Origin of the sequence: Exiguobacterium aestuarii, assembly GCF_020171655.1 — a bacterium.
Lineage (GTDB): Bacteria > Bacillota > Bacilli > Exiguobacteriales > Exiguobacteriaceae > Exiguobacterium > Exiguobacterium aestuarii_A.
This window is the reverse complement of sequence record NZ_JAIVAC010000003.1, coordinates 177,658-202,956: the sequence shown is the minus strand read 5'-3', so window position 1 is coordinate 202,956 and position 25,299 is coordinate 177,658. Positions and strand designations below refer to the sequence as shown.

The window sequence follows — 25,299 nt, the reverse complement described above, 5'->3', positions numbered from 1 at the left end:
TCTGGTGGCGATAGCGAGACGGCCACACCCGTTCCCATGCCGAACACGGAAGTTAAGCGTCTCAGCGCCGAAAGTAGTTGGGGGATCTCCCCCTGTGAGGATAGGACGTTGCCAGGCAAACGGTGGTTCTGGAGCATTCGCTCAAGGGCCGCCGTTTTTTCTTATCATCGATTTAGTCTAGTGGAAGAGAGGACGTAAGAAATGGCTAAGAAGATCAAAGTATATGTCGAACCAAATGAAACGGTCAGCGAATGTTTAGATCGAATCAATGAAATGGGTTATCGTCCTATACGCCGCATTGAAAAGCCCGTCTTTGAGCAAACGGGAGCCAAAGATGAACCTGTCCATTCCCATCAATCGATTTTATTTGAATGCGTCTCTAAAGAATCCTAATGCCAAGCCGTCACACAGATAGTGTGACGGCTTTTTTATATCTTAAAATGAATGCTTGCGTTCAAAGCATCGGTCTCCAAGCGCATCCAATAAAGTTTGAGCGCGTTTCTCTATCTTTTTAGGAAGATTCTCTTTACTAAAGTATTCAAGAGCCAGGCTTTCACCGTCTTCCATCAGAAGCTCTCCATGTACTCCTTTTGCCTGATATAAATGGATGACACCGTATGTTTCATCGCCGTTCGGATATTTAAAGTAACCATCCGGACCGGAAAAGACTTGAATGAATTCAAATTGCTTAGCGAAAAGTCCAGTTTCTTCTTTTAATTCTCGTGCAGCGACTTCTTCCAACGTTTCTCCGAGCTCCATCGATCCTCCTGGTAAACCCCAGTCAAGTGTATCCGATCGGAATTGCATCAGTACCTCTTGTTTTTGGTTGATGACCAAAATGGTCGCTCCAACGCTGATGATCGGACGGTTGCCAATCACTTCCCGAAGACTTGATATATAATTCATCTAACTCCCCCTTTTATAATAGAATACAGGATATATAGAGAAGATTCTTCTTATATCCAAAAAGCGAACGATAAATATTCAGACAATTAAAATGTTCGCAGTTTATTGACATGTTTTCAAAGAACAAGGTACGATAGGCGTGTGAGATAGGAAAAATAAATAGTGCTCCATATAATCGCAAGGAAATGGCTTGCAAGTTTCTACCTGATCACCGATTCTGATCAGACTATGGGGTGTAGCTGACGTGTATTTGTCATGCCTATACCCTAAACTGATTGCTCGGTTTAGGGATTTCTTTTTGTAAGGGGGACATTTGGAATGAACGTAGTAGTTGGAGTAATCATGGGTAGTTCATCTGACTGGGAGACGATGAAACATACATGTGACATGTTAGATGAGTTACAGATTCCATATGAAAAACAAGTCGTATCAGCTCACCGTACACCAGACCTTATGTTCGAATATGCTGAAGAGGCACGAGGCAGAGGCATTCAAGTAATCATTGCGGGTGCTGGTGGAGCAGCCCACCTCCCTGGAATGGTAGCTGCGAAAACGACACTTCCTGTCATCGGTGTCCCAGTTCAGTCTAAAGCTCTCAATGGAATGGATTCGCTACTCTCGATTGTTCAGATGCCTGCAGGAGTTCCAGTAGCAACTGTTGCGATTGGTAAAGCGGGAGCGACAAATGCAGGATTACTTGCTGCTCAAATTCTTAGCATTCACTCCACAGACATTACAAATCGACTTGATGCATTTCGGGAGAAAAAACAAGAGATGGCGATGCGAGGAACGGAGGAGTTGGTCTGATGAGAATCGGAATTTTAGGTGGAGGACAACTTGGACGGATGATGTCTCTTAGTGCGAGTGCAATGGGGTATACGACACTTTGTCTCGATCCAAACCCACATGCACCGACTGCTCAAGTGGCAGATTCCATTGTTGCCTCATTTGATGATGTCGACGCCGCAAAGAAACTCGCCGACCGTTCTGACATCGTGACATACGAATTTGAGAATATCGACACAGAGATGATTGCTGCGATTGAAGAAAAATGTCCACAAGGAATGGATGTATTGAAAGCGACGCAACATCGCATCTTAGAAAAACAAATGATTGAATCTGCGGGACTACGAGTCGCACCTTATGTTTCAGTCCGTACCGTTCGAGATGTTCGGGAGGCGAAAGAAAAGCTTGGGTTGCCATTTGTCGTCAAAACGTGTCGCTTCGGTTATGACGGAAAAGGGCAGACAGTCATTCGGACGGAACAGGATGTTCAGGCATTCATTGAACAGTTCACGGAACAAGAATATGTCGCTGAAGCTTGGTTGCCGTTTGGAAAAGAGATCTCGGTCATCGTGACACGTGGAGAAGAAGAAACGTCGACGTTCCCAATCAGTGAAAATATTCATCATAACAACATTCTACATCTATCCATCGTACCAGCTCGTGTGGCTGATGAGATTCAAGAAGATGCGAGACATCTCGCACTTCAACTCGCAGACCACATCGGGTTGATGGGAACACTCGCTGTCGAGTTGTTTGTCATGCCAGATGGTCGCCTTTACGTAAACGAACTCGCACCACGTCCACATAATTCTGGACATTACACGATTGATGCATGTGAGACCTCACAATTTGAACAACACATTCGAGCCGTGACGGGGATGCGTCTCGGACGAACGACACTGACCACTCCGGTCGTCATGGTCAATCTTCTCGGTGAACATATGCAACGACTCAATGTCAAAGCATTGCCATCGAATGTTAAACTACATCTGTATGGAAAAGATGAAGCGAAGACAGGTCGCAAGATGGGACACTTAAATGTTCTCGGTGACACGGTCGAGGATGCGCTTCATACCATCGAACAACTGGCAATTTGGAAGGAGACCGTTTTATGATTTCACGCTATACCCGCCCAGAGATGGCGAACATTTGGACCGATCAAAACAAGTTCGAGGCTTGGTTAAAAGTTGAGCTTTACGCGTGTGAGGCTTGGAGTGAACTTGGAATTATCCCGAAAGAAGATGTACAAGTCCTTTGGGACAAAGCATCGTTTGATGTTGATCGTATTTTAGAAATTGAACAAGAGACGCGTCACGATGTGATTGCCTTCACCCGTGCCGTTTCTGAGACACTCGGAGAAGAGAAAAAGTGGGTACACTACGGATTGACGTCGACGGATGTCGTCGATACGGCACTCTCGTACTTAATCAAGCAAGCAAATGACATCTTAGAAGCCGATTTAGATCGCTTCATCGGCATTCTTGCAGAAAAAGCGAAAGCACATAAATATGACATCATGATGGGACGGACACACGGTGTCCACGCAGAGCCGACAACGTTCGGTTTGAAGCTCGCCCTCTGGTATGAAGAAATGAAGCGAAACAAGAAACGCTTCATGGCAGCACGCGAAACGATTGAGTTTGGGAAAATGAGCGGAGCCGTCGGAACGTTTGCGAATATCGATCCGTTCATCGAATCATATGTGTGTGACAAGCTCGGTATCCAAGCTGCACCGATCTCGACACAGACGCTCCAACGGGACCGCCATGCCGAGTACATGTCGACACTCGCATTGATTGCGACATCGATTGAAAAGATGGCTACCGAGATTCGTGGTCTTCAAAAGACAGAGACACGTGAAGTGGAAGAGTTCTTCGCAAAAGGACAAAAAGGATCGTCGGCTATGCCACATAAACGAAACCCGATCGGTTCTGAAAACATGACAGGTCTTGCGCGTGTCATTCGCGGTCATATGATGACGGCTTATGAAAATGTTCCGCTTTGGCATGAGCGTGACATCTCGCACTCGTCAGCAGAACGCATCATTATTCCGGATGCGACGATTCTTCTTAACTATATGTTGAATCGCTTCGGTAATATCGTGAAGAACTTGACGGTCTTCCCAGATAACATGCGTCGCAACATGGATCGTACGTTTGGGATTATCTTCTCGCAACGTATTCTACTCGGCCTCATCGAGAAAGGCTGGTCGCGTGAAGCCGCATATGACGCGGTTCAACCGAAGGCGATGCAAGCGTGGGAAGAAGAGACGATGTTCCGAACATTGATTGAAGAAGACAAAGAAATGGGCGCACTCTTTAAGAGTGAAGAGCTCGATGAATTGTTCGATCCGCGTTATCACGTACGCCGTGTCGATACAATTTTTGAACGCTGTGGTTTGTAATCGTTGAGGGGCGATATGCCCCTCTCACTTTTAAGGGGGACGGTTCAGATGAAAGCAATTTATGAAGGCAAGGCGAAAGCGTTATTTGAGACAGAAGAAGCGGGTGTGCTTCGCGTATATTATAAAGACGATGCGACAGCATTCAATGGAGAGAAGAAAGAGTCGATTGATGGGAAGGGGATCCTGAACAACGCCATCACGACACAGCTGTTCGAATTGATGCATGACAACAAGATTCCGACGCACTTTATCAAACAAATCTCAGAGCGAGAACAGTTGGTACGCCGTGTCGACATCATTCCATTAGAAGTAGTAGTCCGAAACGTAGCGGCTGGAAGCCTGGCGAAACGACTAGGTTGGGAAGAAGGGACACCGCTCCTTGCACCGATTGTCGAGTTCTACTATAAGGATGATGCTCTTGGGGATCCGCTCCTAACAGAAGACCATATCCGTTTGTTGCAAGTCGCTACACATAAAGAAGTCGAAACATTGCGACAACTTGGTCTTTGGGTAAATGACGTATTACTCGATTTCTTCGGTCAACACGGCATTGACGTGATTGATTTCAAACTAGAATTCGGGAAAGTGGACGGAACCATCATCTTAGCGGATGAGATTTCACCAGACACGTGCCGACTGTGGGACAAAGAGACGAAACAAAAGCTTGATAAGGACGTATTCCGTCGCGATTTAGGTTCTTTGACTGAGACGTATGGACAATTGCTAACACGCATAGGGGGAAATGGACAATGAAAAAAGTAAACGTGTATGTGACATTACGTGAAAGTGTACTCGACCCACAAGGAGTAGCTGTGAAAGGCGGACTCGAGCATCTTGGATTCGCTGGAATTGAATCGGTACGCATCGGGAAAGTCATCGAGCTTCAGGTCGCTGACGAAACGACAGAAGACATGGTCAAAGAGATGTGTGAGAAACTACTCGTCAACACGGTCATTGAGAATTATGAAATCGAGATGGGGGTACTTGCATGAAGTTCGCGGTCATCGTCTTTCCAGGATCAAACTGTGACCTCGACATGTATCACGCGGTAAAAGACGTGCTCGGGGAAGAAGCGGAATACGTGTTCCATACAGAAACCTCACTTGAAGGGTTCGATGGGGTGCTCTTACCAGGTGGCTTCTCATATGGAGATTACTTGCGTTGCGGGTCAATCGCCCAATTTTCACCGATTATGGCGGAGGTAAAACGTTTCGCAGAAGAAGGACGTCCGGTGCTTGGGGTATGTAACGGATTCCAAGTACTTGTCGAAGCGGGACTCCTCCCAGGCGTGTTGATGCGAAATCGTGATTTGAAATTCATGTGTAAGACTGTCGAACTTGTCGTTGAAAATAACGAGACGATGTTCACAAGTGACTATGCGGCACAGGAAACGATTCGCGTGCCAATCGCACACGGTGAGGGCAACTACTACTGTGACGAGGCGACACTCGAGACATTGAAGGCAAATGGTCAGATTGCGTTCACCTATAAAGAGAACCCGAACGGATCGGTCGAAAATATCGCCGGCATCACGAACGAAGCAGGAAACGTACTCGGCATGATGCCACACCCAGAGCGTGCGGTCGAAGCATTGCTCGGTGGGGAAGACGGTAAACGGTTATTCACGTCAATTGTAAAATGGGGGGCACGACATGTTACTTACAACTGAACCGACAGCTACGCAAATCCGCGATGAAAAGATTTATGCCACGATGGGATTATCGGACGACGAATACGCACTCGTCGTCTCACTGCTTGGCCGGGAGCCAAACTATACAGAAATCGGTCTCTTCTCGGTCATGTGGTCTGAACACTGTTCGTACAAAAACTCGAAACCTGTGCTCCGGAAGTTTCCTACAACCGGAAAGCACGTCTTACAAGGACCAGGAGAAGGGGCAGGAATCGTCGATATCGGAGACGGTCAAGCTGTCGCCTTTAAAATCGAGAGTCATAACCACCCGTCAGCGATTGAACCTTATCAAGGGGCGGCGACTGGGGTGGGCGGAATCATCCGTGACATCTTCTCGATGGGTGCCCGTCCGATTGCATTATTGAACTCACTCCGTTTCGGAGATTTGAACGAATCACGTGTGAAACATTTATTCGGTCATGTCGTGTCAGGCATTGCCGGTTACGGAAACTGCGTCGGCATCCCGACTGTAGGTGGCGAAGTCGCATTTGACCCGGCCTACTCAGGGAACCCACTCGTCAACGCGATGTGCGTTGGTTTCATCCGTCATGAAGATATTCAAAAAGGAATCGCAGAAGGTGTCGGGAACTCGGTCATGTATGTCGGAGCGACGACAGGACGCGACGGAATCCATGGTGCCACATTCGCCTCTGAAGAACTCGGGGAAGACGCGGACGAGAAACGCCCAGCCGTACAAGTCGGAGACCCGTTCATGGAGAAGTTATTGATTGAAGCGTGTCTTGAAGTCATCAAACACCCGGCGCTCGTCGGGATTCAAGACATGGGGGCAGCTGGATTGACATCTTCTTCAGCGGAGATGGCCTCAAAAGCCGGCATGGGGATCGAGATGAACTTAGACCTCGTCCCGCAACGTGAGACAGGCATGACGCCTTACGAGATGATGCTATCGGAATCACAAGAACGGATGCTTCTCGTTGTCAAAGCCGGACATGAAGACGAGATTGAAGCGATCGTGACGAAGTGGGGACTTCACGCGATCAAAGTCGGCGAGGTCATCGATGAGAAAGTGCTTCGCCTCGTTCACCAAGGAGAAGTTGCAGCCGAAGTACCGGTCGATGCGCTCGCCGAAGACGCTCCTGTCTATCATAAACCTTCAAAAGTACCAGCCTACTACGAAGCTTTCCAAGCTATGAGTCCTGTTACACCAATCGTCGAAGATGTGATGGCGACATGGAAAGACGTTCTTGCGATGCCAAGTATCGCTTCGAAACGTTGGGTGTATGAGCAATACGACCATATGGTTCAAACATCGACAGTCGTCGCACCGGGCAGTGATGCCGCAGTCATCCGCATTCGTGAGACGGAGAAGTCGCTCGCGATGACGACCGACTGTAACGCGAAATACGTCTATCTCGACCCGCGTGTCGGTGGGGCAATCGCTGTCGCTGAAGCGGCACGTAACATCGTCGCAAGTGGTGCAGAGCCTCTTGCTTTGACGGACTGTCTCAACTTCGGAAGCCCGGATAAACCGGAAGGGTTCTGGCAGCTCGACCAAGCCGTTGAAGGAATGGCAGAAGCGTGCCGGACGCTCGATACACCTGTGATTGGTGGAAACGTATCGTTGTACAACGAATCGAACGGACAAGCCATTTATCCGACACCGGTCGTTGGAATGGTCGGTCTCATTGAGAAGCCAGAGCACATTACGACATCGTTTGCGAAACAAGCCGGAGACGTCGTCTTCTTACTCGGAGAGACAAAAGCAGAATTTGGGGGGAGTGCCCTTCAAATGTTGCAGGATGGAAAAGTGAGCGGACATGCGCCGACACTCGACCTTCAGGAAGAACGTCAGACGCAGAAAGCATTACTTCAAGCGATTCGTGAAGGTCTTGTCACGGCGGCACACGATGTGTCAGAAGGTGGTCTTGCGGCAGCGTTACCAGAACTCGTTTTCGGAACAGGGCTAGGTGTCGACGTCACAATCGATACAGATCTCGTCACTGCGTTATTTAGTGAATCCCAGTCACGCTTCCTCGTGACAGTCGAGAAAACGAAAGCCGAGGCATTCGCGAGCATGACGAACGGAACGGCAATCGGAACGGTCACAGAAGCGGCAACCGTTGTCGTTCGCGCGAGCGACCGCTTGATTGAAATGGATGTGCAAGAGTTGGAACGTGTATGGGAAGGAGCTATTCCATGTTATATGACATCCGAGGCATGAACGAGGAATGTGGCGTCTTCGGTGTGTTCGGTCACATCGAAGCGTCACACCTTGCCTACTACGGACTTCACAGTTTGCAGCACCGTGGCCAAGAAGGAACGGGAATCGTAACGGCAGACGGAGAGCGTCTCCACGCGAAACGTGGACTCGGACTCGTCACCGAAGTATTTGACGAAACGTCTCTCGACGCACTCACCGGGAATCATGCGATTGGTCACGTACGCTACTCGACAGCGGGCGGCAACACGCTCGAGAACGTTCAACCGCTCCATTTCAAGTCGTTGACAGGTGATTTGGCGATGGCGCATAACGGAAACCTTGTGAATGCGACTGAGTTGAAACATATGCTCGAAGCGGAAGGTGCGATCTTCCAGACGACGTCCGACACGGAAGTCGTGGCCCATCTCATTAAGCGGAGTCGCGGTAATTCATTGAAAGAACGCATTGCAGATAGCTTGGCTCGTCTCGTTGGAGCATTCGCCTTCTTATTTTTGACAGAAGATGCCCTATACGTCGGAGTCGACGTTCATGGGTTACGTCCTTTGTCACTCGGGCAGACGGAAGACGGTGCGTACGTTTTCGCATCAGAGACATGTGCGTTTGACGTCGTTGGAGCGACGTACGTCCGAGATGTTGAACCAGGCGAGTTACTCATGATTACGAATGAAGGCATCACATCTGAACGCTTCAGTGAAGCGGCAGTTCGTGCGATGTGTTCGATGGAATACATTTACTTCTCACGTCCGGACTCGATCATCGACGGCATCAACGTGCATACGGCGCGTAAAGCCATGGGGAAAAAGATGTTCGAAGAAGCGCCGGTCGAAGCGGATGTCGTGACGGGTGTGCCGGACTCGAGTATTTCCGCGGCAATCGGTTATGCCGAAGCGAGTGGAATCCCATACGAGATGGGACTTATTAAGAACCGTTATGTCGGACGGACATTCATTCAACCTTCTCAGGAATTACGAGAGCGCGGCGTGAAGATGAAACTGTCGGCGTTACGCGGTGTCGTGAATGGGAAGCGGGTCATTATGGTCGATGATTCCATCGTCCGAGGAACGACGAGCCGCAGAATCGTCACTTTGCTTCGAGAGGCAGGCGCGACGGAAGTGCATGTGCGCATCACGTCACCGCCAATCAAGCATCCATGCTATTACGGAATCGATACATCAACGAAGGAAGAGTTAATTGCGGCAACCAAATCCGTTGAAGAAATCAGAGAAGAGATTGGTGCCGATTCACTAGCGTTTCTCACATTGGATGGAACGGTCGAAGCCATCGATCGTCCGTTCGAAGGAGCGTTACGCGGGCAGTGTGCTGCATGCTTCACGGGACTTTATCCGACTGAACTTGCAGAACTCGTGACAGAGACAAAGGCTTAAGGGGGAAAACCGATGAGCGTTCGATATGAACAAGCGGGTGTGAATTTAGAAGCAGGGTACGAGGCCGTATCCCGTATGAAACGTCATGTTGCCCGGACGATGCGTCCAGAAGTAATGACAGGGCTCGGTAGTTTCGGGGCGATGATTGATCTCGGCTCGATGAACATGAAACATCCCATTCTCGTGAGTGGGACGGATGGGGTCGGGACGAAACTGAAGTTGGCTTTCGCGCTCGACCAACATGACACGATTGGAATTGATTGCGTCGCGATGTGCGTCAACGATTGCCTCGTTCATGGAGCAGAACCGCTCTATTTCCTCGACTATATTGCGACAGGAAAAGCAGAACCGGCTAAACTTGAGCGCATCGTTGCCGGGGTCGCTGAAGGATGTGTCCAAGCCGGTTGTGCCCTCGTCGGAGGAGAGACGGCTGAGATGCCTGGAATGTACCCGGATGGAGAGTATGACATTGCCGGGTTTGCGGTCGGGGTCGTTGAGAAAGAGCACTTACTCGATGGTTCAACGATTCAGGATGGAGATGTCGTTCTAGGGCTTGCTTCTTCAGGGGTTCATTCAAACGGTTTTTCTCTTGTACGTCATATCGTCGAAGCGCAAGGTCTTCACTATACGGATGAAATTGCGATGCTTGATACGACACTTGGGAACGCGTTGCTTCTTCCAACACGCATTTACGCTGAAGCGGCGAAAGCGGCGATTTCGACAGGTAAAGTACAAGGAATGGCACACATCACAGGTGGTGGCTTCTATGAGAATGTCCCTCGTATGTTACCGGAAGGACTCGGGATCACGTTCGATGCATCGAGTTGGCCAAGCCTTCCTGTCTTCGACTGGCTCGAACAAGTCGGAAACATCTCGAAACAGGAAATGTTCAACGTCTTCAACATGGGCATTGGTTATATGATTACGGTACGTCCTGAAGATGTGGAACTGGTCGAAGCGGCGCTCGAACGTGTCGGTGAAACAGCGCATCGAATCGGGAAAGTCGAGAGTCGTCCAGGAATCCGAATCTCAGGAGTGGACCAATGAAACGATTTGCCATCTTTGCATCAGGGTCAGGGAGTAACGCTGAAGCCATTTGGCAGGCGATTGCCGATAGGCAATTGTCAGCCGAATGCGTGCTACTCGTCACGGACAAACCAGAAGCGACGGTTCTCGACCGTGCGGAGCGTCACGGAATTCCGAGTTTTTCCTTCACACCGAAAACGTATGCGTCTAAAGAGGAGTTCGAGGAAGAAATCCTCGTCCTTCTCGATTCGCTTCGAGTGGACTATATTGTGTTAGCAGGGTATATGCGCTTGATTGGAAATGTGTTACTATCCGCATATCCGAACCGAATCATAAACATTCATCCTTCGCTCTTGCCCGCCTTTCCGGGGAAAGACGCGATTGGTCAGGCGCTTGACGCGAACGTGTCGACGAGTGGCGTGACAGTTCATTATGTGGATGCGGGGATGGACACGGGTCCGATCATCGCACAAGCGTCAGTCGAGATTGAAGGATGCGACCGCACGGAAGCGACACGACGCATTCAAGCGATTGAACATCAACTGTATCCGCGCGTATTACAACAAGTGTTGAATCAACAGGAGGTTTTCAAGTGAGAGCATTATTAAGTGTTTCTGATAAAACAGGAATTGTGGAACTAGCAACTGTCTTACATGAGGCGGGCATCGAACTCATCTCGACAGGAGGGACCGAGGCGGCACTGCAACAAGCCGGTTTACCGGTCAAAAACATCTCTGAGGTGACATCGTTCCCAGAAATGTTAGATGGTCGTGTCAAGACGTTACACCCACTCGTTCACGGCGGATTACTCGGACGTCGCGACCTCGATACACATGTCGCTCAAATGAAAGACCATGATATCGAACCAATCGATTACGTGGTCGTCAATCTTTATCCGTTTAAAGAGACAATCGCAAAAGAAAATACGACGTATGAAGAAGCGATTGAAAATATCGATATCGGTGGACCGAGCATGTTGCGTTCGGCTGCGAAAAACCATGCGAGCGTAACAGTCGTCGTCGACCCAAGTGACTATACACTTGTTGCAGATGAAGTACGTAAAGGTGGCACATCATTTGAGACACGTCAACGTCTCGCAACGAAAGCGTTCCGTCATACGGCTGCTTATGACGCATTGATTGCCGATTATTTAGGGCGTCAAATCGGGGAAACCTTCCCAGAACAGTTGACGGTCACGTATGAAAAAGTTCAAGACCTTCGTTATGGAGAAAACCCGCACCAACAAGCAGCGTTCTATAAGACGCCATTGTATGATGGGATGACACTTGCGAATGCGACACAACTTCACGGGAAAGAGCTTTCGTATAACAACATTCAGGATACGAACGCGGCGCTTGAAGCACTCAGCGAATTGAACGAACCGGCTGCTGTCGTCGTCAAACATATGAACCCATGTGGTGTCGCAGTAGGACGGACGATTTCTCAGGCGTTCGAGCGTGCACATGCGGCTGACCCGGTCTCTATTTTTGGTGGGATCGTTGCCTTGAACCGCGAAGTCGATGTAGAAACGGCAGATGCCCTTCGTAACATCTTTTTAGAGATCATCATTGCTCCATCCTTTAGTGAAGCAGCACTTGAACGATTGAAAGAGAAAAAGAATCTTCGTCTATTAACGTTGGATATGGGTCAAATGACAGGGATGCGCTTAACAGCTGTCGCTGGAGGATTACTCGTACAAGATGGGGACGACATGACACTCGATGATGCAGCTTGCCAAATCGTGACGGACCGTCGCCCGACAGCATCCGAATGGGAAGATTTGAAACTCGCATGGCGCGTCGTCAAACACGTGAAATCAAACGCCATTGTCGTAGCGAAAGATGAGACGACGATTGGAATCGGAGCGGGACAGATGAACCGCGTCGGAGCTGCAAAAATCGCTTTCGAACAAGCAGGTGAACGTGCGACTGGCGCAGCGCTTGGAAGTGACGCGTTCTTCCCAATGGCAGACACGGTCGAAGCGGCAGCAGCGGCAGGCATTACAGCCATCATCCAACCAGGTGGGTCGATCCGCGATGCCGAATCGATTGAAGCGGCAAACCGTCACGGTATTACAATGGTGTTCACATCGGTCAGACATTTCAAACACTGAGAGGGGTTCGCGTCATGAACGTAATGGTCATCGGTCGAGGAGGACGCGAGCATGCGCTCGCATGGAAATTAAAACAAGACGGGCATCACGTTTTCGTTGCACCAGGTAACGCCTTCATGGAAGGTATGACATGTGTATCGATCAATGAGACAGACGTCGAGGCACTTGCTCGGTTCGCAGAAGAAACGAACATCGAATGGACGATTGTCGGACCAGAGTCTTCCTTGATGGCAGGGGTCGTCGATACGTTCCGTGCTAAAGGACTAAACATCTTTGGACCGACGAAAGCAGCGGCTTTGCTCGAAGGAAGTAAAGCGTTCGCAAAAGAGGTCATGATGGAGGCGGGGATTCCGACAGCAGCGTACGAAGCGTTCACGGACGCAGAATCGGCGCTCTCCTATATTCAGAAACTTGGAGCACCGCTCGTCGTTAAAGCCGACGGTCTTGCTGCTGGAAAAGGTGTCACGGTCGCGTTCACAGTGGAAGAGGCAGAAGCTGCGGTACGTGATATTTTCACGACGGATAAATTCGGACAACAGTCACAGGTCGTCATTGAAGAGTTCCTTGATGGGGAAGAATTTTCACTCATGGCGTTCGTCTCGGGAGAGCGTGTCATTCCAATGATTACGTCACAAGATCATAAACGTGCCTATGACGGTGACAAGGGACCGAACACAGGTGGTATGGGTGCCTACAGTCCGATGCCGCATTTGTCAGAGGACGTGTATGAAGAAGCGGTGAAGACGGTACTCGAACCCCTCGCTCAAACGATGGTCAAACGAGGGACTCCGTTTGAAGGATTCTTATACGCCGGACTGATCTTGACATCGAGCGGACCAAAAGTGATTGAATTTAATGCTCGCTTCGGTGACCCAGAGACAGAAGTTATTTTGCCGAATTTGAAATCACCGCTCCTCGACGTGATCCAAACGGTCATCCGCAAAGAGCCATATTCGATTGAATGGGTCGAGGGTTATACGATGGGGGTCGTCATCGCAGCGAAAGGTTATCCGGACCAACCTGTCACCGGTCAAGTATTGTCTGGTTTTGAGTCGCTCCCGCAGGACGTTCTCGTCTTCCATGCTGGAACTGCACAGCAAGACGGTCAAGTCGTGGGAAGCGGTGGTCGCTTGCTCGTTGTCACCGCGACGAAATCGACGCTACTTGAAGCGAAGACAGCAGTTTATGAAGCCATCGCACAACTCGATTTACCGGATACGTTCTACCGGACAGATATCGGTTCACGGGCGTTCACACAGATTATTTGAAGGATGGGTCAACCCATCCTTTTTTTCATGCGAAAAAAAGGGAATCCCGATATCCTGTTCTACAATAATAAAGTAGCTTAGGGAAAGAGGGTGGTCGGCCTGCGTGTTCAAACAAAACTATTCATTGCGATTGCTATTAACATCGTACTTTTCATTGGCGTCATTCTGTTTGTCATCAAACCGTATTTCGTAGAAAAGAGCATTGAACAGGACAAGGCGATGACCCACGATCAAATCGAGAGCGTGACAGAAGTATTCGCCAATCATCGAAGCATGCTCGAGCGCATCCTTGTCGATTGGTCGGTCTGGACAAACGCCTACGATTTCGTTCAAAACAAAAATGAATCGTTTATTGAAAACAATATGGGAGAAGAAACGCTCGACAATCTAGGTGTCGGGGCGATGATTTTCCTCAACGACAATCGAGAGGTTGTCTATTCCGAATTCAATCAGTTTTATGAATTGGACAGTAAGAATGAAAAGAATGATTTCATAAATGAACTGGTGCGTTACGTCAACTCGTCTGGAGTCACACAAAGTGCGGTATACGGTACAGACTTCGGCCCCGTCGTGTTCATGAGCCATCCGATTGTAAAAAGTGATGGGACTGGGGAACCTGGGGGTACGCTTGTCCTCATTCAAAAAATTGGTCCAGACTTCATGGCGGCGATGAGCGTACAGGCAAAAACGAAACTTTCTATCAGTCCACTCTCGCATCAACGATTGACGATTGAGCAAGACAATCAGTTTGCCCGTGTCTCGTTACCACTGCAGTCGGTCTATCAAGATGCGAACTGGGAAGTCAATTTTTCGGTGAAGCGTACGTATTATTCAAACACACAGACGATGTTAGAAACGGGCATGCTTGGACTTCTCGTTCTTGGTCTCGGACTATTGTTGACCTTGTTTTGGACAGTGAATCAAATCGTCACGAAACGGTTAATGGACATCGTTAAAGAATTGAAGTGGATCACGAAAGAGCGAAACAGTCGCTTACGAATCCGATTGAATCCACATCAGCAGGATGAAATCGAAGAGATGGCAGTCAGTATAAATGAAGTGCTAGATGCACTTGAACAGACACAGAAAGAATCGTTGACGCGTGCCTTTCGAGATTCTCTGACTCGCCTTCCGAACCGCTTGGCCGTTGAAGACATGTTTATGAACTTGCCGAACACGTCCTACTCGATCGGTGTGATGGGGATTGACCTCGACAACTTCCGACGAATCAACGATCAGTTCGGTCAACGGACGGGTGATGCGATGTTATCTTTCTTTGCGTCTCGATTGATGTTTTACAAAGAGGATGGTTTTGTTGCCCGAATCGGAGCTGATGAATTCATCATGATTCACCCTGGATGGGCGACTGAAGAGTTATTGATTGTCGCGAATCAACTGGTGAAAGATTTGAGAGAGTGGGGCTTGAAGCAAGGCATGAATCATCTGACGTTAAGTATCGGAATTGATGAGTTGGAACCTTCCCATCATTCCTACGAGGTCATGATGGCACGTCTCGATGTCGTCTTACACGAAGTTAAAGCATCAGGGAAGGACAAGATCCTCTCTTATCAGGACATCGAAGACGGGAGCCATTACTTGCAGGCGCTCGAGATGGAAAGAGATTTGCGATATGCGCTGCGTCACGACGAATTCGAATTGTATTATCAACCAATCGTCTCACCAAAACCGTTTCAAGTGAGAGGAGTAGAAGCGTTAATTCGTTGGCATCATCCGCAAAAAGGATTCGTCTCCCCAGGTGTCTTCATTCCCGTTGCCGAACAACTTGGGCTCATTTCGGATGTGGGAAGATGGGTACTTGTAAAAGCCATCACGGAGATTCAAGACTATGCGGAACGCTTTGATTTATTTTTGTCTGTCAATGTGTCGAAACGCCAGATTTTAGATGGGTCATTTTTAGAGGCACTAGAAGAAACGCTCACCAAAACGAGCTTCCCACCTCATCGATTGCATGTAGAAATTACAGAAAGCGAGGTCGGTGGGAATGTGTATGAACTCCAACAGTTCATTCAAGCGTTGAAGACAATCGGTGTCAAAATATCACTCGATGATTTCGGCGTCGGTACGTCATCGCTATCTTACCTTCAATCGCTACGTCTCGATATCATTAAAATTGATCAGAACTTCGTCAAGGGGATTCCGGAGAACAAATTCGATCGAGCGTTATTAGAAGGATTGTATCAAACGTTCCACACACTCGGCCTCGATATCGTCACGGAAGGGGTCGAACGACCAGAACAACTGGCTTTCGTATTAGAATATAGTGGTTCACTCATCCAGGGATATCATTACAGTAAACCGATTCCGGTAGAACAGCTGCATCACTATTTACGCAAAACGGTCATGACTCAAATTTGATGTAGGCGACTCTTCGTGCGGAGAGCCGCCTTTTTTGTGAAAAATATATGTGAAATTTGTTACAATAGGGAACATAACTTGCGACCCATTCAGAGAAAAGGTAAACTTGAAACAGGGAAAGAAAACGCTTTCAAAACTATTTCTTAATAGCATTGAAAGGGAAAAGGGAGGATTGGGTTCGATGCCAACAAAAAGAACGGCGCGGGCACCGTGGTCGAAAGTGATGATTCGCTCGCAACTTGAAGTCGTAGATCGAGTACGACCACCTTCGCTCGTTTTACAGAACGCGACGTATTTGAACGTATATGTGAAACAATGGAAAACAGCGAACATTTGGATTGAGGGAGACCGAATTGTCTATGTCGGTCCAGATCTACCAGAATCGGCGGTCGAAACGGTTGATGTGTCAGGGAAATATATTGTGCCTGGTTATATCGAACCACACGCTCATCCATTTCAATTGTACAATCCGGCGACGTTGTCTAAGTATGCAGGAGAGCGCGGGACGACGACGCTCGTCAATGACAACATGCTCCTTTTTTTACAAGAAAAAGAGCAAGCGTTTGCGCAGCTTGAAGCGATTCAACAGTTGCCAACGAGCACATATTGGTGGGCACGACTCGACACGCAGACCGAACTCGACCGAGAGAGTGTCGCCGTCGATTCAGAACGAATTCATGAATGGTTCAATCATCCGGACGTCGTGATGGCCGGGGAGTTGACAGCATGGCCGCGCGCTCTTAAAGGCGACGATGAGATGCTCCAGTGGATGCTTGACGCAGAGACGTGCGGTCTACCGGTCGAAGGGCACTTTCCAGGTGCCTCACCAAAGACATTGACTAAAATGGCGTTGATGGGTGTACACAGCGACCATGAGGCGATGACAGCGGAAGAGGCGCTCAACCGACTCGAATTAGGCTACACGACAACGCTTCGTCATTCCTCGATTCGACCAGACTTACCAGGGATGATTCGTGATCTGCTTGCGAACGGATTAACCGCGTTCGATCATCTCATGGTGACAACGGACGGTTCGACTCCCGGCTTTTATGAAGACGGGATGCAGGACGCTCTCGTTCGCATCTTAATAGAAGAAGGGTTACCGGCAATCGAAGCGTATCGCATCGTGTCGCACAACGTGGCGCGTCATTTCGATCTCGATCATATTCTCGGTTCGATTGCGCCAGGACGCATCGCACACCTGAATATTCTTGACTCAATCGAAGAACCACGCCCTTCGGCAGTCATCGCGAAAGGACAATGGATTTTCCGAGATGGTGTGTCCTTGTTCCCGAACGAATTGGTGGAAGCGGTACTCGATAAGATGCCGTCGACTGACGTCTCGATTGAATTGACACCACAAGACTTGTCATTCAGCATGCCCGTCGGTCTCGACATGGTCAACTCGGTCATCATGAAACTGTTTAAAATCAAGCACGATACAGGGCAGGACGAATTGCCACGCGATGAGGACGAGTCGTTTTTAATGTTGCTTGATAAGGAGGGGAAATGGCGACTAAACACGGTACTGAAAGGATTTGCGAAAGATTTTGGCGGTCTGGTCAGTTCGTATTCGATCAGTGGAGACTATTTGATTTTAGGAAAATGTAAACAGGATATGTTACTAGCGTTCGAGCGGATGAATGAACTCGGAGGAGGCATCGTCCTTGTCGACAGAGGAGAAATCGTTGCCGAGATCCCATTACCGCTCTGTGGCATGACGTCGACAGAGCCGCTTGAGACGCTCATCGGTCAAGAGAAACAACTGCGTAACGAGCTTGTGGCACGAGGGTATCAGTTTGAAGATCCGATTTACACGTTACTGTTTTTAGCATCCACACACTTGCCGTACGTTCGGGCGACTCCACTCGGAATTTATGAAGTGATGAAAAAACAAGTACTATTTCCTGCGATTTTGCGATGAATAGTTGAGTCCGAGCCGCCCCTGCTTTAGAATGATAAAGAAGTATGAGTAGAGAGGATGCTTGCGGATGCAACTCGATAAATTACGAGGTCGAGAGCTTGATCAATTGTTTGAGGCAATTTTGAAGCTCGATACACTCGAAGACTGTTATCAATTATTCGAAGATTTAGCGACTGTTAATGAAATTCAAGCACTTGCACAACGACTAGAAGTGGCACGTCAAATACGTGAAGGCAATACGTATCATAAAATTGAGGACGCAACAGGTGCCTCAACGGCTACGATTTCTCGTGTGAAACGTTGCTTGAACTATGGGACAGGCGGATATGATCTCGCTCTTGAACGTCTACAACAAACAAAAGGTGACTCGTAAGAGTCATCTTGTTTTTGATGGAGGGGAGGGGCGAGATGCAACAAAAATTCATGAAGCGGAACTTACAATTGTTCTTTCGAAACTTAACACCAGTCCAAACACTCGTGTTGATCTATAGTGCGGCAGCCGTTTTATCCGTGTTGCTCCTCGCCTTACCGATCGCCCACAAACCGGGTGTGACGATTACGTTTACGGACCTCGTCTTCTTTGCGGTGAGCTGTGTCAGTGTCACCGGCCTCACACCGATTGTGGTCACTGATACATTTTCAACGTTTGGTTTGTTTATCATCTTGTTTATCGTTCAGGTGAGCGGTGTCGGGTTGATCAGTTTGCATGTGATCATGTGGATTTTGCTTGGGAAGCGGATTGGGTTTCGGGAACGCCAACTGATTTTACGTGACCAAAACCAGACGTCGATGTCAGGGATTGTTAAATACATCACGGAAATCGTTATCACCGTTATTGCCATCGAGGCGGTCGGTGCCGTCTTGCTCGGTGTCCATTACTTAAATTATTTTGATACCGCCGGAGAAGCCTTCTTACAAGGATTGTTCGGGTCGGTCAGTGCGACGACGAACGCCGGTTTCGATATTACCGGTAGCTCGCTCGCGCCATTCCGAGAAGATCCATTTGTCATCTTCACGCAAATTGCGCTCATGACAGGTGGTGCCATCGGATTCCCGGTTCTTGTGGAGATTCGGACTTATTTGGTGAGTCGCATCACACGGAAACGTCATACTTTCCCGAGTCGATTCTCTTTGTTCACGAAGTTGACAGTCTCGACATTCTTTATTTTGATTGCCGTCGGGACAGTCGGCTTGTTCATCTTTGAATACAACAATGCCTTCAAAGACTTGCCGCTCTGGCTGTCTCTTTCGGACTCGCTATTCCAGTCCGTGACGACACGTAACGGTGGATTATCGACAGTCGATGTCAACTTGTTCTCGGAAGCGAGCATGTTGCTCTTATCGATCCTCATGTTCATCGGGGCCTCTCCATCGTCTGTCGGTGGGGGGATTCGGACGACGACGTTTGCCGTCGCCGTTCTTGGTGTCGTCGCGTTCATCCGCGGAGACTCATCGATCAAAATTTTCGGGCGTGAGATTGTTCTCGAGGATATTTGGAAAGCGTTCGTCATCATTACGGTGTCGCTTGCCGTCTTATTATCTGGAGTCATGGTCATGGCTTACTTCGAAGATGCCTCATTGACACGAATCTTATTTGAGGCTTGTTCCGCGTTCGGGACGACTGGACTATCTGTCGGTCTATCTTCCGAATTCAGTAACGTCGGAAAATGGGTGCTGACGATTCTCATGTTCATCGGTCGAATCGGAGTCATCGCCTTCATTCTCATCTTGCAACGGAGACAACCGAAGCGGATGTATAACTATCCGAAAGAATCAATCATCTTAGGATAAGGAGATTGTCATATGAAAGCCTTTTGGATTAATTTTGGATACGTCTTTATCGTTCCTGTCTTGCCGTTCATCGCGGTCGTCAATGGGACAGCGCTCTGTTCGCCAGACTCGCCATTACTTGATATTCCAGTGCTCGGATTCTTTTTAGCGAATCCGCTCTGGTTTGTCCCAGTATATGCGCTATTCGCACTGCTTGTTGCGAAATGGTTGACGGAACGGGAACGGAATCGTACGGCACGTTCGTGACTTGCTTCGGCAAGTCTTTTTTATTGGAGAGATGCACGTCACGTAAAAAATCGATACACTAGAGAAGGATTCGATGGGAGGGGAAGAATTGAAATTTCAGTCATGGCGGCACGTGTTTAAACTAGATCCGAATAAATATCTCGACGAGGATGCGCTCCAGGCGCTTATCCACTCCGGCACTGATGCCTTTCTGATAGGCGGGACGGATGGTGTCGATGCAGAGAATACATTTTCTCTTTTCGCGAGAGTCCGGGATGCCGGATTACCGGTCGCGCTTGAAATCAGTCAACCGAGCCAGGTCATCGATGGATTCGATCACTATTTTGTACCGACCGTGCTGAACGCCGGAACGCCGGAATGGATTGTGGGACATCATGCACGCGCATTTGAGCGTTATGGACATTTCTTCGACTCCCGTCATATCACGGCACAAGGCTACCTCGTCTTAAATCCAGACGCAAAAGTGGCGCACGTGACGGAATCAACATGTGACTTAACGTTAGAACAAGCCGTAGCGTATGCCGAAGTCGGGCATCATTTGTTCCGTCTCCCTTCCCTCTATATTGAATATAGTGGACGACTCGGCAATGTCGATGTCGTGAAAGAAATTCGATTGGCGCTACCAGACGCACACCTCTTTTATGGGGGTGGCATCGATGGGGCAGAGTCGGCTCGGTTGATGGGAGCGTACGCCGATACGATTGTCGTCGGCAATATCATTTATGAAGACTTAGCAGGGGCACTTGCGACTGTGCAAGCACTCCGATAAAATAAGAACAAACGTTTGGAACAAGGAAGGAAACGATTATGTATAATCTTAGCGAAGAATTAGTCAAAGGTATGAACCCGGAACAAGCAGAAGCGGTCAAGCATACGGATGGTCCTTTGTTGATCATGGCGGGTGCAGGGTCTGGTAAAACGCGTGTCTTGACGCACCGCGTTGCCTATTTGATGGCGGCGAAGCAAGTGGCACCGTGGAACATTTTAGCGATCACATTCACGAATAAGGCGGCACGGGAGATGAAAGACCGGATTGCACGCCTCGTCGGTGGGGTCGCCGAAGACATTTGGATTTCCACGTTCCACTCGATGTGTGTTCGTATTTTACGACGCGATATCGATCGTATCCGATACGACCGGAGCTTTTCGATTTTAGATGCCTCGGACCAATTGACGGCCATCAAACAAGTGTTGAAAGAGTTGAATCTCGACCCGAAAAAGTATGAACCGCGTACACTTCTCGGGATGATCTCGAACCATAAGAACGAATTGCGAACGGCAAAGGATGCAGCAGCTCTTGTCGGCAACAATCCATATGAACGAATCATCTCTGACGTCTACACGGCATACGAGAAAAAATTGAAACAAAATAACGTGCTCGACTTCGATGATTTGATCATGAAGACGATTCACTTATTCCAAGAAGCGCCGGACGTGTTGGCGTTTTATCAAAAGAAATTCAAATACATCCATGTCGATGAGTATCAAGATACGAACCGTGCCCAGTACACGCTCGTCAAACTTCTGGCGCAGGCGCATGAAAACCTATGTGTCGTCGGGGACTCAGACCAGTCGATTTATCGTTGGCGCGGTGCCGATATCGCCAACATCTTGACGTTCGAGAAAGACTACCCGAGCGCCCATGTCATCTTGCTCGAACAAAACTATCGCTCGACGAAGCGGATTTTAGAAGCGGCGAACGGCGTGATCAAAAACAACGCTTCCCGTAAAGATAAAAACTTATGGACTGAAAATGCTGAAGGAGAGAAGCTGTTGCTTCACGTCGCATCCGATGACCGTGACGAGGCATTCTTCATCATGAACCAGATGAAAGAACTGAAGATGGAAGGGATGGACTACGGTCAAATGGCGGTCCTGTACCGGACGAACGCCCAGTCACGTGGTCTCGAGGAAATGCTCCTCAAATCGAACATCCCTTATAAGATGGTCGGCGGGACAAAGTTCTATGAGCGAAAAGAAATCAAGGACGTCTTGGCATACTTGCGCTTGATCGCGAACCCAGACGAGGACATCTCATTCGTTCGTGTCGTCAATGAGCCGAAGCGAGGCATCGGTGCCGCGACCATTGATAAATTAGGGGACTTTGCGGATATGCAGGGCGTCTCGCTCATGGATGCGATTCGTGACATCGAACTGTCGGGAATTGCTCCACGTACAGCGACGAAACTTGCAGATTTCCGTCAGATGATGATGGACCTGCGACAAATGGCAGACTATCTCTCGATTTCAGAACTCGTCGAAGAAGTATTGAAGAAGACAGGGTATGAGGAGATGCTCAAAATCGAGAAGACACTCGAAGCAGAAAGTCGACTCGAGAACTTGCAAGAATTCCTGTCGGTCGCCCAAAACTTTGAGAAAGAAAGTGATGAACAGACACTCGTCGCTTTCCTTACTGATTTGACGCTCGTATCTGATCTAGATTCGCTTGATGAAGTCGACGAGTCGCATCAAGTCACATTGATGACGTTGCACTCGGCCAAAGGTCTCGAGTTCCCGGTCGTCTTCTTGATCGGAATGGAAGAAGGTCTCTTCCCGCATAGTCGTGCATTGAACGATGAGGAAGAGATGGAAGAAGAACGTCGTCTTGCATACGTCGGGATCACTCGTGCCGAGAAGCGTCTGTATTTGACGCGTGCCCAGTCACGGATGTTGTACGGTCGTTTCCAAAACAATCCGGAATCAAGGTTCTTGCACGAATTACCGGAAACATTGTTGGAGCGGTCCGGAAAAGCGAGAAAGCCGATGCCATGGAACCCTGTTGAGTCACCAGGGAAGTTGCCGGTGAACGGCTTCAGTTCAAAACCGAAACCGAAACTTGCGCAATCATCCGGTGCCGAAACAGTCGGCTGGAACGTCGGCGATAAAGCGAATCATAAAAAATGGGGACAAGGCACGGTCGTGCAAACGCGTGGAGAAGGCGACCAACTCGAAGTGGATATCGCATTCCCGGAAGTCGGGATCAAGCGTTTATTGGCCAAGTTTGCCCCAATCGAAAAAGCATGAGGTGAAGAGATGGAGATGGCAGAACGTGTAGAAGAACTACGCAAAACGTTAAATCAATATGGATATGAATATTATGTGCTTGACCGTCCGAGTGTACCGGACTCAGAGTACGACCGTTTGATGAACGAGTTGATTCAAATCGAAACAGACTATCCTGAACTTCGGACTCCGGACTCTCCAACGCAACGTGTTGGAGGAGCCCCACTTGACGCGTTCGTCAAAGTAACGCATGACACACCTATGCTTTCGCTAGGTAATGTCTTCTCGAAAGAAGAACTTGTAGAATGGGTGGAACGGATCGAGAAAGACCTTGGCTACACACCTACATTTGTGGCTGAACTCAAATTTGATGGGCTTGCCGTCTCTTTGAAATATGAGGACGGTCGTCTCGTACGTGGTGCGACACGTGGAGACGGTACGACGGGTGAAGACATCACCCAAAACTTGAAAACGATTCGTGCCATCCCCCTTCGTCTACAGGAGGACGTGACGTTTGAAGTACGGGGCGAGGCGTATATGCCGAAGCGTTCGTTCGAACAATTGAATGACGAACGGGAGCGAGTCGGTGAACCATTGTTCGCTAACCCGAGAAACGCAGCGGCGGGGTCGCTTCGACAACTCGACTCTAAAATTGCCGCATCGAGAAACTTGGCATTTTTCGCCTATGGTTTAGTGTCGCAAGACGATCTCGTCGCCTCACATGATGAGTCACTCGATTATTTGAAGCGACTCGGCGTCGCCGTAAGCGGAGACTATACGACGTGCAAGACGGCAGATGAACTATGGGACTACATCGAAACATACGTGACGAAGCGCAGCGAACTCCCGTATGAAATCGATGGGATTGTCATCAAAGTGGCAGGGTACGAAGAACAAGAACAACTCGGCTTTACAGCGAAAAGTCCGCGCTGGGCTGTCGCGTATAAGTTCCCGGCAGAAGAAGTCGTGACGACAATCGAGGACGTCGACTTCAGTGTCGGTCGCACCGGAAAAGTCACACCGCGGGCGCGATTTGCCCCAGTTTCTGTGGCGGGGTCTACCGTGACGTATGCGACGCTTCACAATGAAGATTTTATAAAAGAAAAAGACCTTCATATCGGTGACCGCGTCGTGATCAAAAAAGCAGGGGATGTCATCCCAGCGGTCGTCTCGGCGCTCGCGAGTGAACGCAGCGGGGAAGAACGGGCAATCGAGTTCCCGACCCACTGCCCAGCGTGCGGTTCTGAATTGATTCGACTAGAAGGCGAGGCCGATCATCGCTGTGTCAATCCCGAGTGTCCGGCCCAACTGCTCGAAGGTCTGATTCATTTCGTCTCACGTCAAGCGATGAACATCGACGGACTCGGTGAGAAGGTCATTACGCAACTCCATGAAGCGGGACTCGTCCATAACGTGGGCGACTTGTATCGCCTGAATCGAGACGATTTACTCGGACTCGAGCGTATGGGCGAGACGTCGGTGACGAACTTGCTTTCGGCGATTGAACAATCGAAGCAAAATTCGCTCGAACGCGTGCTCTTCGCCCTAGGGATCCGCCTTGTGGGGCAAAAAGCCGCCTCCTTGATCGCGGAGCGTTTTGAGACGATGGAAGCCATCATCGAGGCGACGGTGGAAGAGTTGACGTCAATCGATGGCATCGGCACGAAGATGGCCGAGTCGATCGTTCTTTACTTCGAAAAACCAGAAGCACGTGAACTCGTCAAAGAACTTTCGGAATCGGGTGTGAATCTTTCCTTCAAAGGAACGAGACGACCAACGACGGAAGGGGCACCGCTCTCTGGTAAAACGGTCGTATTGACTGGGAAATTACATGAGATGACCCGCGGTGAGGCCGGGAAACAACTTGAACTCCTCGGTGCAAGTGTGACGGGGAGTGTGAGTAAAAATACAGACTTACTCGTGGCCGGTGAAAAGGCTGGTTCAAAACTGACGAAAGCCGAATCGTTAGGCATCGAAGTTTGGGATGAGGCGAAACTTCTCGATTTTTTAAATGAACACGCATAAGACGTTTCGCTTCGGCGAACGTCTTTTTTCACGTTCGTTTTGTAAAATTTTATGAGATTGAATAGGTTCGCACAAGCGTTCGAAGGGTATAGAGTAACTAAATCAAAATGCTAATATATTTTTGCGGGAGAACCCTTTGACACCATGGCTTTCACACACACATCCCTCTCATTC

At 49.0% G+C, this 25,299-nt stretch carries 22 protein-coding genes, 1 rRNA gene and 1 riboswitch; of the genes, 22 read left to right on the top strand and 1 reads right to left on the bottom strand.

All coding sequences use genetic code 11. From position 1 onward, the window contains the following. Positions 1-117: ribosomal RNA gene (gene rrf, locus LCM29_RS13615) — 5S ribosomal RNA — on the top strand. An 84-nt stretch (positions 118-201) separates the two neighbouring features. After that, positions 202-393: an NETI motif-containing protein gene (locus LCM29_RS13610; RefSeq protein WP_015880702.1), complete on the top strand. Its 192-nt coding sequence runs from the start codon at positions 202-204 to the stop codon at positions 391-393. A 42-nt stretch (positions 394-435) separates the two neighbouring features. On the opposite strand, the gene LCM29_RS13605 is transcribed toward LCM29_RS13610, so the two are convergent. Continuing rightward, the gene (locus LCM29_RS13605; RefSeq protein WP_214696694.1) at positions 436-906 is read right to left on the bottom strand and encodes an NUDIX hydrolase; all 471 of its coding nucleotides are present in this window, start codon (positions 904-906) and stop codon (positions 436-438) included. 147 nt (positions 907-1,053) lie between these two features. After that, a riboswitch (purine riboswitch) is annotated at positions 1,054-1,155 on the top strand. Positions 1,156-1,224: 69 nt separating this feature from the next. Here LCM29_RS13605 and purE point away from each other — a divergent pair. From purE to ligA, 20 genes are all read left to right on the top strand, one after another. Further along, positions 1,225-1,713: a 5-(carboxyamino)imidazole ribonucleotide mutase gene (gene purE / locus LCM29_RS13600; RefSeq protein ID WP_214785783.1), complete on the top strand. Its 489-nt coding sequence runs from the start codon at positions 1,225-1,227 to the stop codon at positions 1,711-1,713. After that, a complete protein-coding gene (purK, locus tag LCM29_RS13595; protein ID WP_224863430.1) occupies positions 1,713-2,807 on the top strand; it encodes a 5-(carboxyamino)imidazole ribonucleotide synthase in 1,095 nt (364 codons plus the stop codon). Before purE ends, purK begins: the two co-directional genes overlap by 1 nt. Then, complete coding sequence (purB, locus tag LCM29_RS13590; RefSeq protein WP_224863428.1) at positions 2,804-4,096, top strand: adenylosuccinate lyase; 1,293 nt, start codon at positions 2,804-2,806, stop codon at positions 4,094-4,096. Before purK ends, purB begins: the two co-directional genes overlap by 4 nt. 48 nt (positions 4,097-4,144) lie before the next feature. Continuing rightward, positions 4,145-4,849 (top strand): phosphoribosylaminoimidazolesuccinocarboxamide synthase, encoded by a 705-nt coding sequence (gene purC, locus LCM29_RS13585; protein WP_214776119.1) that lies wholly within the window; start codon positions 4,145-4,147, stop codon positions 4,847-4,849. Then, positions 4,846-5,088, top strand: coding sequence for a phosphoribosylformylglycinamidine synthase subunit PurS (purS, locus tag LCM29_RS13580; RefSeq protein ID WP_074032936.1), 243 nt, complete (start codon positions 4,846-4,848; stop codon positions 5,086-5,088). Before purC ends, purS begins: the two co-directional genes overlap by 4 nt. Continuing rightward, positions 5,085-5,765 (top strand): phosphoribosylformylglycinamidine synthase subunit PurQ, encoded by a 681-nt coding sequence (gene purQ, locus LCM29_RS13575; protein WP_214696716.1) that lies wholly within the window; start codon positions 5,085-5,087, stop codon positions 5,763-5,765. Before purS ends, purQ begins: the two co-directional genes overlap by 4 nt. Then, positions 5,749-7,968 (top strand): phosphoribosylformylglycinamidine synthase subunit PurL, encoded by a 2,220-nt coding sequence (purL, locus tag LCM29_RS13570; protein WP_224863426.1) that lies wholly within the window; start codon positions 5,749-5,751, stop codon positions 7,966-7,968. The genes purQ and purL overlap by 17 nt, the downstream gene beginning before the upstream one ends. Continuing rightward, on the top strand, positions 7,944-9,353 hold the full coding sequence (purF, locus tag LCM29_RS13565; protein WP_214758269.1) for an amidophosphoribosyltransferase: 1,410 nt from the start codon (positions 7,944-7,946) through the stop codon (positions 9,351-9,353). The genes purL and purF overlap by 25 nt, the downstream gene beginning before the upstream one ends. A 12-nt stretch (positions 9,354-9,365) precedes the next feature. Next, on the top strand, positions 9,366-10,400 hold the full coding sequence (gene purM, locus LCM29_RS13560) for a phosphoribosylformylglycinamidine cyclo-ligase (RefSeq protein WP_214696720.1): 1,035 nt from the start codon (positions 9,366-9,368) through the stop codon (positions 10,398-10,400). Beyond that, the gene (gene purN, locus LCM29_RS13555) at positions 10,397-10,975 is read left to right on the top strand and encodes a phosphoribosylglycinamide formyltransferase (protein ID WP_224863424.1); all 579 of its coding nucleotides are present in this window, start codon (positions 10,397-10,399) and stop codon (positions 10,973-10,975) included. Before purM ends, purN begins: the two co-directional genes overlap by 4 nt. Then, positions 10,972-12,492 carry a bifunctional phosphoribosylaminoimidazolecarboxamide formyltransferase/IMP cyclohydrolase gene (purH, locus tag LCM29_RS13550; RefSeq protein WP_224863422.1) on the top strand — a complete coding sequence of 507 codons (1,521 nt, stop codon included), beginning with the start codon at positions 10,972-10,974 and terminating at the stop codon, positions 12,490-12,492. The genes purN and purH overlap by 4 nt, the downstream gene beginning before the upstream one ends. A gap of 14 nt (positions 12,493-12,506) precedes the next feature. Beyond that, positions 12,507-13,760: a phosphoribosylamine--glycine ligase gene (purD, locus tag LCM29_RS13545; protein WP_224863419.1), complete on the top strand. Its 1,254-nt coding sequence runs from the start codon at positions 12,507-12,509 to the stop codon at positions 13,758-13,760. 90 nt (positions 13,761-13,850) lie between these two features. After that, entirely contained in the window at positions 13,851-16,136 is a 2,286-nt protein-coding gene (locus LCM29_RS13540) for an EAL domain-containing protein (protein WP_224863417.1), read from the top strand. 181 nt (positions 16,137-16,317) lie between these two features. Continuing rightward, entirely contained in the window at positions 16,318-18,060 is a 1,743-nt protein-coding gene (locus LCM29_RS13535) for an adenine deaminase C-terminal domain-containing protein (protein ID WP_214785775.1), read from the top strand. 67 nt (positions 18,061-18,127) lie between these two features. Next, entirely contained in the window at positions 18,128-18,433 is a 306-nt protein-coding gene (locus tag LCM29_RS13530) for a YerC/YecD family TrpR-related protein (protein WP_026826878.1), read from the top strand. A gap of 35 nt (positions 18,434-18,468) precedes the next feature. Continuing rightward, positions 18,469-19,851, top strand: coding sequence for a TrkH family potassium uptake protein (locus tag LCM29_RS13525; protein WP_214696732.1), 1,383 nt, complete (start codon positions 18,469-18,471; stop codon positions 19,849-19,851). Positions 19,852-19,863: 12 nt separating this feature from the next. After that, positions 19,864-20,097 carry a hypothetical protein gene (locus LCM29_RS13520; RefSeq protein ID WP_214696733.1) on the top strand — a complete coding sequence of 78 codons (234 nt, stop codon included), beginning with the start codon at positions 19,864-19,866 and terminating at the stop codon, positions 20,095-20,097. A gap of 88 nt (positions 20,098-20,185) precedes the next feature. Further along, a complete protein-coding gene (locus tag LCM29_RS13515; RefSeq protein WP_224863415.1) occupies positions 20,186-20,866 on the top strand; it encodes a heptaprenylglyceryl phosphate synthase in 681 nt (226 codons plus the stop codon). Positions 20,867-20,904: 38 nt separating this feature from the next. After that, complete coding sequence (gene pcrA, locus LCM29_RS13510) at positions 20,905-23,121, top strand: DNA helicase PcrA (RefSeq protein ID WP_214747472.1); 2,217 nt, start codon at positions 20,905-20,907, stop codon at positions 23,119-23,121. Between the two features lie 9 nt (positions 23,122-23,130). Then, positions 23,131-25,125: an NAD-dependent DNA ligase LigA gene (gene ligA, locus LCM29_RS13505; RefSeq protein WP_224863413.1), complete on the top strand. Its 1,995-nt coding sequence runs from the start codon at positions 23,131-23,133 to the stop codon at positions 25,123-25,125. Positions 25,126-25,299: the final 174 nt, after the last annotated feature.